General features: G+C 65.7%; 13 protein-coding genes and 1 pseudogene. 8 read left to right on the forward strand and 6 right to left on the reverse strand.

Features of this window, described 5'->3' with window-relative positions; translation table 11 throughout:
• Window positions 1-854: hypothetical protein (locus tag ACFYYN_RS43115; RefSeq protein ID WP_500550163.1), on the forward strand; the 854-nt coding region annotated here is incomplete at its 5' end.
• Window positions 855-864: 10 nt separating this feature from the next.
• On the opposite strand, the gene ACFYYN_RS43120 is transcribed toward ACFYYN_RS43115, so the two are convergent.
• Window positions 865-1,179 (reverse strand): transposase, encoded by a 315-nt coding sequence (locus tag ACFYYN_RS43120; protein ID WP_500550164.1) that lies wholly within the window; start codon window positions 1,177-1,179, stop codon window positions 865-867.
• A gap of 571 nt (window positions 1,180-1,750) precedes the next feature.
• Entirely contained in the window at window positions 1,751-1,996 is a 246-nt protein-coding gene (locus ACFYYN_RS43125) for a hypothetical protein (protein WP_499512359.1), read from the reverse strand.
• An 851-nt stretch (window positions 1,997-2,847) separates the two neighbouring features.
• Here ACFYYN_RS43125 and ACFYYN_RS43130 point away from each other — a divergent pair.
• Entirely contained in the window at window positions 2,848-3,210 is a 363-nt protein-coding gene (locus tag ACFYYN_RS43130; RefSeq protein WP_500550165.1) for a tyrosine-type recombinase/integrase, read from the forward strand.
• 457 nt (window positions 3,211-3,667) lie between these two features.
• The gene (locus ACFYYN_RS43135; protein ID WP_500550166.1) at window positions 3,668-4,381 is read left to right on the forward strand and encodes a VWA domain-containing protein; all 714 of its coding nucleotides are present in this window, start codon (window positions 3,668-3,670) and stop codon (window positions 4,379-4,381) included.
• 198 nt (window positions 4,382-4,579) lie between these two features.
• On the opposite strand, the gene ACFYYN_RS43140 is transcribed toward ACFYYN_RS43135, so the two are convergent.
• Window positions 4,580-4,807: a hypothetical protein gene (locus ACFYYN_RS43140; protein ID WP_500550167.1), complete on the reverse strand. Its 228-nt coding sequence runs from the start codon at window positions 4,805-4,807 to the stop codon at window positions 4,580-4,582.
• Between the two features lie 177 nt (window positions 4,808-4,984).
• On the opposite strand from ACFYYN_RS43140, the gene ACFYYN_RS43145 reads away from it, so the two are divergent.
• The 4 genes and pseudogenes from ACFYYN_RS43145 to ACFYYN_RS43160 all read left to right on the forward strand — a co-directional run.
• Entirely contained in the window at window positions 4,985-5,182 is a 198-nt protein-coding gene (locus tag ACFYYN_RS43145) for a DUF4240 domain-containing protein (protein WP_500550168.1), read from the forward strand.
• A 33-nt stretch (window positions 5,183-5,215) separates the two neighbouring features.
• Window positions 5,216-5,458, forward strand: coding sequence for a hypothetical protein (locus tag ACFYYN_RS43150; protein ID WP_500550169.1), 243 nt, complete (start codon window positions 5,216-5,218; stop codon window positions 5,456-5,458).
• A 235-nt stretch (window positions 5,459-5,693) separates the two neighbouring features.
• Entirely contained in the window at window positions 5,694-6,305 is a 612-nt protein-coding gene (locus ACFYYN_RS43155; protein ID WP_500550170.1) for a hypothetical protein, read from the forward strand.
• A 684-nt stretch (window positions 6,306-6,989) separates the two neighbouring features.
• Window positions 6,990-7,888: pseudogene (locus ACFYYN_RS43160) on the forward strand (tyrosine-type recombinase/integrase); the annotation flags it as partial.
• A gap of 301 nt (window positions 7,889-8,189) precedes the next feature.
• Here ACFYYN_RS43160 and ACFYYN_RS43165 read toward each other — a convergent pair.
• The 3 genes from ACFYYN_RS43165 to ACFYYN_RS43175 all read right to left on the reverse strand — a co-directional run bounded on the left by ACFYYN_RS43165 (window position 8,190) and on the right by ACFYYN_RS43175 (window position 10,103).
• Window positions 8,190-8,933 carry a hypothetical protein gene (locus tag ACFYYN_RS43165; RefSeq protein WP_500550171.1) on the reverse strand — a complete coding sequence of 248 codons (744 nt, stop codon included), beginning with the start codon at window positions 8,931-8,933 and terminating at the stop codon, window positions 8,190-8,192.
• A gap of 355 nt (window positions 8,934-9,288) precedes the next feature.
• The gene (locus ACFYYN_RS43170; RefSeq protein WP_500550172.1) at window positions 9,289-9,435 is read right to left on the reverse strand and encodes a hypothetical protein; all 147 of its coding nucleotides are present in this window, start codon (window positions 9,433-9,435) and stop codon (window positions 9,289-9,291) included.
• Between the two features lie 290 nt (window positions 9,436-9,725).
• On the reverse strand, window positions 9,726-10,103 hold the full coding sequence (locus ACFYYN_RS43175) for a hypothetical protein (RefSeq protein ID WP_500550173.1): 378 nt from the start codon (window positions 10,101-10,103) through the stop codon (window positions 9,726-9,728).
• A gap of 353 nt (window positions 10,104-10,456) precedes the next feature.
• Between ACFYYN_RS43175 and ACFYYN_RS43180 the strand changes: the two genes are divergently transcribed.
• Complete coding sequence (locus ACFYYN_RS43180; RefSeq protein WP_500550174.1) at window positions 10,457-10,834, forward strand: hypothetical protein; 378 nt, start codon at window positions 10,457-10,459, stop codon at window positions 10,832-10,834.
• Window positions 10,835-10,892: the final 58 nt, after the last annotated feature.

Raw genomic sequence — 10,892 nt, forward strand, 5'->3', positions numbered from 1 at the left:
CGCCGGCCGCGCCCCGGGTCTGGACCGCTCCCACCCCCGCTCCGGACACAGGCCACGCCCCCTTGACCGTGGAGGCGTCCTTCGGCTGGCTCCCGAAGAACATCGACGCCCTCGGCTATCTGCCGGAGAAGGGCAAGACCGTCGTGCGGGCCCAAGGCAAGGTCCCCGAAGGCGGTTCGGTCGCACCCATCCTCTGGCTCAAGGTCTACCCCGAGGGGACCACGCCCTCGACCGGGCGGCCCTTCTACCCGGGAGGCCCGCGGCAGCACCGGGTCGAGGCGCCGTCGGTCAACGGCCGCCCCGCGTACTGGGTGGGGAAGAGCGCGACGGCCGCCTGGGGGCCCGCCGGCGCGTGGACTCTGCGCTGGCAGACAGCGGACGGCCGCTGGGCCGAACTGAGCGCCGATTACATGGCAGGTACCGGCGCACAGGAGATCCTGCACCGGATCGCGGAAGGGGTCGTCGTGGCTCACCGGGCGATTCCGTTGCCGTACCGGATCAGCGACGTGCCCGCGGGACTCACGCTTTCCTCGGCCTATTTCCAGGAGGATCCGACCCCTTGGGCAAGGCATGTGCCCTGGACGACCACCATCAGCTTCCTGGTCGGGGGGAGGTACATCACGACCACGGTCCAGCCGGACCTGCCCGAGCCCGCGAAAAGCTCGCCCCCGGTGGGCTCCCAGCACGTCCCGCCCAAGCCGACCTGCGTCCGGGAGCGCGGCCTCAAACTCTGCACCGAGTCGATGTACGGCGTGGACGCCTACCGCACGGTGGGCGGCCCGAAGGGCTGGCTCAAGCGGTTCACCCTGCTCGGGACGGACCAGCACGACTGGACGACGACCGTGCTGGGCTGACCGGCACGGATCAGCCGTCGGGAGCACCTCTCGCTTCCCCGAGTGCCGCCAGGACGTGCTCTGTTCCGTCGAATCCCACGCCTTCCGCGTGACCAGTACCGACCGGCCACTGACCACCCACAGCGGTCAGGGGCCGACTGCCCCACGGGGTGCAGCGACAGCGCTGCTTCACCCTGTCGCGCACCGTGGTCTCGGTGAGATCGAAGTCCTCGGCGACCTGGCCGACCGAGCGGTCCCCGCGTCGGCACAGCTCGACGATCTCGGCCTTGAGCTCCGGTACGAACGAACGGCGAGGGCGTGGCTTCTTCTTCCCCATGCTCTCCATGACGGACATCCTCCGGGGCTGAACCCCAGATCTCGGATGTCCGCCACAGCGGATCAGGCCCAACAGCACCAACTCGGCGATGGGGCACGGTCGGATCAGAAGGCGTCTCGCCACCAACAAGCTGTCGGCTCGCCGTATGGCAGGCCATCGGGTCTTTCGAGGATTTTCAGGTCGAGAGTCTGCACGATGCTGCGCAACTCTCGGGCTGTCTTTTTTGGGAGAGCACAGATCGCCAGCTCCAGTAGATCTCGCTCGTCTGAGGGCTCAGGGCAGCAGTCTGGGACGCCGCACCGGTCACTGAACGGTGAGGGAAGCTGGTCCTTCGGCGCTTGTGCGATGGCTGCCCATCGGGAGAGAGCTTGCCCTACCAGGCCGGGCTGGAGCCGGGTTCGTTCCAACTCGATGACTTGTGCTTGAGCGGGGCCCGAGAGTCGGCTGATCTTTGAGTAACTGCCGCGATTGGCAGCAAAGCGTCTGTTGTTCGCCCGGAGGCGTGAGGGGCGCCTACGCGGCATGGCCCTTTCGGCTGTGCGTCATGGACGGCAGTCTGTCATGCGGCCAGCCCGATACGTCAGCGTGCGTCTGGTCCTGATTCAGGCCCTATGTAGATCTCTATGCCTTCGGAGTCCCAGGCCCTGTTGTAGCCGCCGCTCGGCGCGTGCACAACGAAGTCCTCAGCTTCAAAGGAGACCATGCCGTCATCGCCGTCTCCGAACCACTCCACGACCACGTCCTTGTCCGGCTCCATCACGTACTCGGCCGCGGTCGGCTCGAAGACCACCACCATGCGCCGGTCCGCATTGATCAGGAAACGCATCCGTACCCTGCCGAAGGTGGTCGGATCAGTTCTCCTGGAAGTGATTCGCCGGTCACCTGACCTGGGAGACGTTCTTGGTCGGTACTCTGACCTGCGGTTGGGCTGTCAGCGGTTGTCAGTTTGGTTGTCATTGAGCACCACCGGACGGCCCGGAGACGACCCGGTCGGACCGTGGCCTAGAGACCCCCCAGGCCGAGGTTGGCGCCATCGCGAAGATCTGGGAAGCCTTGAGCGATGAGGGCCGCAGGCTCAAGGCAGGCGTGACGGGTCGATGCGCTGGTCGGGTTGTTGGCGCAGCCAAGCTGTTGGTACCTAGCGACAGCGGTCCGGAGCTTGTTGGCGACAGAACGCAGCGTCGCAAAGCCTTCGCGGTGCTCGATCTGCTCCAGAGCGAACGATGCATCGGCCCCTGTGGCTTCCGCTGCGGAGCGGCACTCGGCAGTGAACATCCGCGCTGACGAGGTTGAGCAGGGCGACCCTGTGCCTGAACCGAACCGCGACTCATTGGGAGTGAGGCGGTGCTCCAAGACCGTCTTGACGTGAACGGCAATTGCTGCCTTGGGCGACTGGGGAGCCTCCTCCTGGCCTGCGGACGCAGCCGGCGAGGCGGCTCGGTCAGGGTTCGGCTCAGCGCGGGAATTGCTGCAACCTGCCAGCAGCACCAGAGCCGCCGTTCCACCGCAAGCCATCGAAATCAGTTGCCGCTTCACTAGGTCCCGCCCCCAACCTCGTACGTGTCGGGCGTGATCTTATCCAGGCCTTGATCACGTCCAGTCAAGGTTGCAGGTCGGTAAGTGCGGGCAGCTGAGGCACGAGGTCGGCGGAGCGGCTTTGGGCGGGAGCTGGCATGAGTGGCCCTCCCGAGCGAACTGCTGCCGGACGTTCAGCGGCACCTCGACACCTACGCCGGGCACGGCCGGGACGGTCACGTCTTTCTCGGCCCCTGGGGTGGGCAGGTGCGGCGGAGCAACATCCGCGACGACTGGATCCGTGCGCGGTCCAGGTCGGGCATCACGGCGGACGTGCACTTTCACGATCTACGACGCACGGGGAACACCCTGGCCGCCTCCGGCGTGAGCCTGCGGGACCTGATGACCAGGATGGGCCACAGCACTCCGCGCGCCGCGCTGATCTATCAGCACGTGGCAACGGCCGAGATCGCCGATCGCCTCGGGTCGCTGATCCCCAAGGCGCGAGGTGACGTGGACTCGTAGTGGACGTCGTGGCACGGAGGTGGCATCACCGTGGTCACGAGAAAGGGCCAGTTTCGGGGATCAAGCCCCTGAACTGGCTCTTCGCCATGTGCCCCAGGCAGGATTCGAACCTGCGACACCCGCTTCAGGAGTTCGTTCACAGCCACAGGCGCGCCCGTGTGGGCACTGCTCCAGCTCAGGGCAAGCCTCCCGAAACCGCCGGGGTCCGCGTTTGTACGGCTCTGTTGCCGTCATCTTCTGCCGTCAGGATCTACGGAGCCAGTGCCCCGACAACGGCTGGAATCTGAGCTTTGAAGATGCGGGCACAGTCCGCTGGCACGGCCGGCTCGACGTGAATCACGGCCGTGGCAGGCTACGGGGTACTGCGACCGCCTGTCCCCGTTGCCGTCACTGCCGTCTGCGCCTTGCTCCAGCAGACGCTGTTCTTGCCGTCGGAGCGGTCGAATAGGGTGCGCGGGTGACCCGCAAAGGGATTTACTCTGCGTCCATAGCCGTCCGGATCAGCGGGACGAAGCGACATTCGACTCGCGTCGTGCTAGCCCTACCCGGGGCACACCGTTATCCGTTCGAGGCCGGAGTCATCGCCGACATGGCCCGCAGAGCCGCCACCTTGGGCGACTTCCTGGCTCCCGGGGCAGGCGTCGATGCCTGGATGTACACATCACGGCCGCATCGCCTTCCTGAGCTCCGGTTGCCTCAAGCCGCGGGGTGGATCGAGGACTGGGCGGTCCTCCCACGCGAACCTCTGCTCTCTCACGATGCTGCGCGGGGCAACCTGCTCACCCAGCGCACGGCCCGCTATGAGCTCTTCGGCCCCGAGGACGCAGCTGAGGCGATCAGGGGAATCGCGCGAAGCATCCGTGCGGAGGAGGTACCGACCCTCGTGTTGTTCTTCGTGTGGGGACTCCACTCGGAGGGTCCCGGGTTGGCCGATGAGCTCGAAGAGGCATACGGCGAGAACGTCTTCTGGCAGTTCGTCGGCGACACGAGTATGGGGTCTTCCGTTCTCGATCACCTGGACAGCCTGCGGGCCGAAGCGCCGCACATCTCCAACGTAAACCTTTACCAAGGATGGGACTCGATTCAGGAGACGCCCGATTACCTGTTTTTCCGTGGCGTGCTCAAACCTTTCGTCCGCTGGCGGAAGGCGCTTCCTCAGATGAATAGCTAGGACTTGTCCGGTGGGTCATCTGACTGCTTCGTGTCCGAGTTTTAGATACGGGTATGGGGCGGGGTGATCTGAGTGATGCGGAGTGGGAGGGGCGACCTGGGCAGATGGCCCGCTGTTGCCCGTGTAAGAGGGTCATGCGATGCCGGGCGTTGACCGTGGTTCGCCGCTCGATCTGGCACGCATCCGGTAGGACAGCAGTCAGACGAGACGCCAAGACCAGCACCACGGAGTCCAGTGGCCGGCGGGCCTCTCTTCGTGTCCGGCAGCGCGCTTGATGACTACTTGCTGGTCCTGGACGATGTGCACCTGGTCGCCGGGAGTGAGCATCAGGGGGCGGTCCAGCTCGTAGATCGCACCTGGATCGAACCGCAGCTCGTTCACGAGCAATGCTCGGTCTGTCGTCACCGGGTCACCCTGAAGCCTCATGGAGACAGGATGAATCATCCGGACCTCGTGAGCACCGCCTTACAAGTTCGATCGCGCTACCTCCGACGCTGGGTGGGCCGCTGCTGACGGCTGCTGCGGACAGCCGGGTACGACCGCTGTCATCCGCACTCGTTGATGTCAACTGTGGATGTCAGACCGCTCTGACATCGTGCGCCCATGAGAATGACATGGGCCGAGTTCTGGGCGCTGATAGCCACCCTGAACGGCGAAGCAACCCAAGAGAACTGCCAACGCCTCGCCGAGGAGCTGGGCCGTCGTTCCGTCCCCGACATCATCGGCTTCGCGGAACGCCACGCCGAGGCTCTTTACCGCCTAGACCAGGAGAAATTCGGCAGCCTCCCGTGGTCGACCTGACAGCCCGAGATGGCAGACCTTTCCCGCAGTCGGGTGACGGGTTCCTGTACGCACGTTGTGCTGTGGTGGCCGCGGGGGCAGGCCGTCTGGGAGAGCGTCTTCTTCGACGTCGACAAGTTCAGCCCCTACACCTCCACCGAGTGCGACGGTGAATGGCTGCTGTACGTGCCGGACAAGGCGTACGAGCTGGCCACCGGCGAGGAGTGGGACCGCTCGACCCAGTACTGCTTCGAGAGCTTCTCCAACCGGGACGGCTGGCCGCACCTACGGGACTGAGGTGAACTGACGCACCGGTTTGGAAGACTGAGGCTGCGCACTCTCTCTGAGCTGGGGAAGTTGCCACCTGCGGCAGAGTCTCCTTGCGGCCGTGGTTTCCCGTGGTTCCCCATTGCTTCCTGCTGCATCTGGCACGTCTGTGGCACGGCCGCTCATAGATCGGGGCTGACCAGTCCGGCACGCGAAGGTACAGTCTGGGCCGATCGAGTGACCACCAGACGAGAGAGCCGCGGTCGTGACACAAGAGACGTGGAAGGACCTGGACGCAAGGGTGTCCGAGAGATTGACTGCCGTCTCAGACGGTGAGCGCGTTCTGTTCGCAGTAGCAGTCGCAGAACGCCTGATGCGGATGCATGAGCGGCTGCCGAGCGAGGACCAGTTCGGGTTCACCTTGAGTCTCCGGCCACTGCTCAACGCGCTATGGGAAGCCGCCCTCGGTGATTCGACGGCATTTGGGGAGGTCAAACGCGGGCTTGGCTCGTTCTACCTCAGCGACTTCTGCCACAACGAGGGACAGGACGGCCCCGACGATGCTGACGACTCCGCTGCCGCTGCCGTGCTCCACGCCGCCGAGGCCTATATGCACGGCTGCGCGGACTTCGCGATCTGGGTGAGCGGCCGAGCCGTCGAAGCCATTGATCAGCTGATGTACGAAAGTGACGACGACGAGGGCAACCTCGAACAATCACTTGCAGACGAGTTGCGGCGGCAGTTGCGAGACCTCGATCGGATCGCAGTATTTGCGCGGGAGGTAGAGCACGCAAGGATGGGCCTGAGCATCGACACGACGGCCCGACTTCGCGAGGCATTGCACGAGCCCCTGTCTCGGCTGGACGACACGGACTAGGGTCCCGCTGGCCGGACCAGCCCGCTTGGGGCGCACGCTTGCTAGTGCGGATCTCCTGGGCCGGCGGCAGTGGCCGAATGGCTTTGACGGCCGACTGTAAGCCCGCACGCACAGCTCGGCCGGTGTGGAGAGGCTTTGGGCTGGAGCTGGCACGGGGCGAGAGATCGGGGCCCGTACGCTGGCCGCGTATCGGGCTGGCTCCTTGCCTGCCCGCAATAGCCCGATGTGGGCCCGGATCTTCGAGGCTCGCCCCATGACGGCTGCCTAAAGCATCGGAGCGCCGGTCGCCCCAGCCACCGCGGTTCTGACCTCATGCCCCCTGGGCCTATTTTGAGGGCGCGCGGTGGCGGACGGCCGTGCCGAGCGGGGCGGAGACAGGAGCGTGGGCGCGGCCGGACGCGGGCCGCGCGCCCGGCGGAGCGTGAGCGACGCCGGGTGTCTTGATGAGGTAGAGAAATCTGTAACAAGATCGGGTTCAGTCGTCTTCTTCAGGCTCACGCTGGCGAGGCAACTGGTCGATGGCAAGCTCTCGCTCGACTTCTCGCATGGCGTCTGGGCTCGGGCAGAGAGCTCTGTGAGCGGACGTGATCAGCTCGTCTGGGGTCGGCTCGATGGCTCCGACCCTGACTGCGATGACGTCGGTTATGACGGTTGAAGACCTGGGGTGGATGCTCAGTAACCGCCGTCCAGGCGCGCCGCAAGCTCAGCACGTACGACAAGTACGAGGCGCACGTGCGTCCGTACCTGATTCCTCTGCTGGGCACGAAGCGGCTGGAGTCGTTGAGTGGCGCCGACGTGCGCCGTTTCATCACCCGGGTGCAGAACGAGCAGACCGCAGCAACCGCGAAGGAAGCACACCGGGTGCTGCGCACGCGCTGACGGCAGCAGTGCGGGAGGAGCTGATCGTTCGGAACGTGGCGGCCCTGGTGGAGCCGCCCCGCATGAAGCAACGGGAGATCCGCCCGTGGTCGCTGCAGGAAACGCTGACGTTCCTGGAAGCTTCGCGCACGGACCCGCTGTACGCCGCATTCGTGCTGGCCATCTGCATGGGGCTGCGCCGCGGGGAGCTGGTGGGCCTGCGTTGGTCGGATGTGGACCTGGACAATCGCGTGCTTCACGTGCGACAGCAGACACAGCGGCGCAGGGGAACGCTCTACGACGACGATCCCAAGAGCCGCCGCAGCCGGGTCGTCCCGATGCCGGCCCTGTGCATCGCGCCGCTGCGCTGGCACCGTTTGCGGCAGCGCGAGGTGTTCACGCGCACGGGCGTCGCCTGGTCTGAGGCCGGGCACATCTTCGCGACGAGGAACGGCCGCCCGGTGGAGCCGCGGAACGTGTACCGGTCCTTCACCCGGGTTGCCGCGCAAGCGGGGCTGCGGGTGGTCCGGCTGCACGATGCCCGGCACGGCTGCGCCACGCTGCTGACGGCGGCCGGCGTCGCGCCCCGGGTCATCATGGAGATCCTGGGGCACAGCCAGATCAGCATCACGATGGACGTGTACACCCACGTCGCGCACGACACCCAGCGGGAAGCCATCAGCCACATGGACCGCCTGCTCAAGCGCCGACTGCCGGGCGCCTGAGACCCGGTTGCCGTCAAACCCTGCCGTCAAAAAGGCCCACACCATGATCGGTGCGGGCCTTTTCCCTTGTGCCCCACGCAGGATTCGAACCTGCGACACCCGCTTTGGGAGCGAGGTGGGGCGGCCCCTGTCCTGACCTGGGGTTCCATGCCCTGAGTGGAGTCCGGCGGCACGCACCCTGGCGCACTTCTATTCCCCGTGGGACCCCGCTCGTTCTGGCACGGATGTGGCACGCGAGACCTTGGGTTGGTGTGTCTCTCACCTGCTGCCATGGTCTGCAGGTGTTCCGTGCGCGTATCGGTCAGAAGGGAGGTTCGAGATCACCGTGGCCATCGCTGTGCGGCTCCCAGTCCTCGGCCTCCTCCGAAAGAGGCTCCGGGCCGGGCGGATGGTGGCCCCATGCGTTGAGGGCTCTCCACGCGACGCGCCGGTTGGGCTCGTAGCTGCTGGTGTCCAGGATGCGGCGTGCGTGCCCGGCGAGGTGATCACGGTGCTCGGCGAGCGCGGGGTGTTCGGCGAGGATGAGCGCGGCGATGACGGCGGCTTCGCGCACGTTCTCGTGGCTGTCCTGCAGGAAGGGCGCGACGGCCCGATAGAGCATCGGACGCAACTCCCGGAAGGCCGCCACCGTGGTGTCCGGGGCGAAGCCTGGCCAGTACTCCTCGTTGCGGGCGACGATCTCGTCGGAGGCGTCGTGAAGCGTGGAAGCCAGCCAGCCCAACAACGTCGCGCGGATGGGGATGTCGCGATAGGGCCGTCGCGTCATGGCCGCCGGGTGGGTGAGGATGGCAGCGACGTACATGGCGGCGGGGGCGGTGGCTTCGTAAATAGTGTTCTGGTGGCCGACCAGCTCACCCAGCTCCTGCAAAGCCGTGACCTGGACCTTGGGATCGGGCTCCAAAAGTTGCGTCAGAACCTTAGGAAGGTCCTCACCGGACCCGAAAGGCATCTGGAGCGAACCCCAGTCGGTTTCCGCCAGGACAACCTGGTAGGGCGGCAAGTCAGGCTCGCGGGGTGCCCCGGCATTGGAACGACTGTGGGTCACAGGCCAAATCTAGACCAGACTTCTGACACCATCCCCTTCCGGGTCAGTCCCTCGGTCTGCGGTCCGGCCATAGGCCGCTGCTGCGCGTGTGGCATGTCACCAGTTTGGAAGACGTCGTATGCGGATGGCCGCTGACCTGGCGACTCCCTGACCTGGCCCGGAGCGAAGTTGGCGCCGCCGTTCCCCGCGAGTCCCCGCTGCGTCCCCTGCGAACGGGCACGCAGCGGGCACGAACCCCCTCGATGCGAACTATGGGCGGGACGGTCGCTGAGGTCTGCTCGGCAGGTAGCTCGGCACTGGAGGGGTGGCGAAGGTCAGGTGAGGTAGCCCTGGTTGCTGTACTCCGCTGCTGTACTCACGCATCGTTCTCGGCACGCCCCAATGCCTCGATGGCTTTGCGGCGCCATCGCACGACCAGGACCGCGATGAGCGACCCCGCCAACAGTGCCGCGACCGGGATGCCCCAAATTAGAACATCGACCAGGTATCCGAACGATTCCATCTGTCACCCCTCCCATTGCAGCCTACGCGGATGGCTCTGCCTTGAGAGGCCAGATCACGGGCGGCTACTTCTTCTCGCCCTGGGTCTTGCCCGAGAAGTCGGCGACCTGCGTTTTCGCTGGTCGAAGCGGTGCACCGCTGGACCTGAGTGGGTGTCATTGGTCATCGTTGACCGCTGTTGAGCAACCTCGCACGGCCCAGAGACGGCCCAGGGAGCCAACCCCTCCGCGGCGCCGCACCGTCAGATCCGTAGCTAGAGCCGGATCCGCTCACGGCGGTCGTCGGGTCACTTCACGGCCGGTCGGCGTCGCTACTGGTCGCGTCGGCTGCTGCACTTGCCTGCTGCCTGGCGCGCTTCGCTGCCGTGTTGCGGGCGCGAGCCTCGCGCCGTAGCCGTCGCTCATAGTCCGCGATCTGCTGGGACATGGGTACACCGGTCCCCCTCTGAACGAGCCGTTCGTTCTCCCGGTCCACCAAGAAGGGGGCGTTCCCGCCGAGACTCGGCCGCGTGCCGGCGGGGCGACCTATGTCCTGTCGCGCGCACCAGTAGAACACCCAGCCAAACGAAACGGGTTTGACGCTGGCGATCACTAGGTCCCAGTGTCCCGCCTCTGTCATCCGTGCGAGCTCCCGCAGCACAAGCGTCCTGGCCTCATCTTCAGTCAGCATTCGTGCAGCGTCGCAGACTGGACCAGCCAAGTCGACGAACGATCTTGAAAACCGTCGTGGCAGCGATGTCACCGTGGGTTCAAATCCCACACTCTCCGCACTAGGCCGGCGAAGGCGCTGGACAGAAGGGGTGCCCCAAGACACGGGGGCGCCCCTTCTTCGTGCGCGAGTGGCACCGTGCTTCCCCCTGGTTTCCCGTCTGATCGGGCACGGAAGGGGCACGGACTGGGATGTCCTGCATGGTGGGTGCGACGGACTGGTTGAGTGCCGCTGATGGCGTGGACTTGGTGTGCGATTGCTTGTGGCGCTAGTTTCCGCGCGAGTCGATGCGGCAGAGGCTTCTCGGAGGCGACATGTGGGATGGCCCGTTCTACCGGGTGAAGCGCGAAGGCTACGAGATCTGCTTCGTGCCAGGGGCGGGCGAAGACCTGGAGGAGGTCTGCAACGTCGACATGTGGCTGACCTTCCCCGACGGTAATCGGTGGTCCGGGACGATATTCACCCTCGACGAGGTCCAGCGCCTGATGGACCGGTGGAAGGACACGGGCGAGTGCCTTGACGGCACGTACTTCTACTGCTGGGACGAACTCATCGTCCGCCATGCCGGCATCTCATCCATGGTTCGGGTGATCGATGACCTGGTCGTCACGGGCGACTACGAATCGGCCCTTCGCCCGATCGGACCGGAGGACGACCTAGGTGTTCTGTCCGGGGAGGTTGTGGACGGGTGATGTAGGTCTCGGTTGAGGGATCTTGAAATGGGTGAGGGCCTTCTGGCCTGGTGTGGAT

Origin of the sequence: Streptomyces sp. NPDC001902 (genome assembly GCF_042891295.1) — a bacterium.
In the GTDB taxonomy this organism is placed as follows: domain Bacteria; phylum Actinomycetota; class Actinomycetes; order Streptomycetales; family Streptomycetaceae; genus Actinacidiphila.